General features: G+C 66.0%; 1 protein-coding gene. It reads right to left on the bottom strand.

Going from position 1 to position 883, the window contains the following annotated elements; translation table 11 throughout:
- Window positions 1–394: endo-1,4-beta-xylanase (locus Asi03nite_RS37500; RefSeq protein ID WP_203685259.1), on the bottom strand; the 394-nt coding region annotated here is incomplete at its 3' end.
- Between the last annotated feature and the right edge of the window lie 489 nt (window positions 395–883).

Here is an 883-nt window from a genome sequence, read left to right as displayed (position 1 = left end):
GGTTGCTGCCGCTGAGGCTCTGCATCCAGCCCGGCTGCTGTCCGTGCCACGCCAGGGTGTGCCCGCGCACCTTCATGCCGCGCTGGGTCGCCCAGTCGTAGATCCGGTCGCCGGCGCTGAAGTTGAACTGACCTCGCTGCGGTTCCGTGGCGTCCGGCTTCATCTCGTTCTCGGCCGTGATCATGTTGAACTCGCGGCCGGCGATCGTGGTGTAGGTGGCGTCACCGAGCCGGCCCGCGGCGATCGCGGTGCCGAAGTACCGGCCGGACTGTGCCGCCGCGGCGCCCAGAGTGCTGGCCGCGGCGTTCGCAGCCGACGTTACCGCCACGGCCGTGGCCGCCGCCACGACGCCGACGGCAGCGACGGCCAAGGCTTTGGACTTTATCGATCTCATTGGTCGGATCTCGCCATGATGGACCGAGGAGCGTTCCGTCACCATGGCCTCCTTCCCTGGCAGTGTCCGAGCCGACCCGTCGGACGAGCGGACCGCGCATCGAAACATTCGTCACAGTCGATGCTGCCGGTACTCTCGCTTGCAGGCAACAACTTCCGAGAAATTTCCGGTAGCAAGCTGGCCCGGCTTTGCCCTGAACAAGTGCGTTGTCATCCGGTCGGACATGATCACGTGTCCGGCATTGGGTTCGCATCTCGAGGAGAGGCTGGGATGCCTTCGAAAGTTTCGAACCTGCTGTGCCTGCCCCCGAACGGCTACTGATCGCAATGTCGGTGCGCGTGAGTGAATCGATGTCGTAAACGTGCACGTGAGCGGTTTCTCCGCGCTGCTCGGCGCGCTCGGTGGGCACGAGACCGCGACCCGGTTCGAGGTCCGGTTCGGGGAGAGCGCCGAGGAGGCGGCCCGGCACATCCGGGAGGCTGGTGCCAT

The sequence above is a fragment of the Actinoplanes siamensis genome (assembly GCF_016862395.1).
Lineage (GTDB): Bacteria > Actinomycetota > Actinomycetes > Mycobacteriales > Micromonosporaceae > Actinoplanes > Actinoplanes siamensis.
This window is presented reverse-complemented; position numbering and strand designations above follow the sequence as displayed.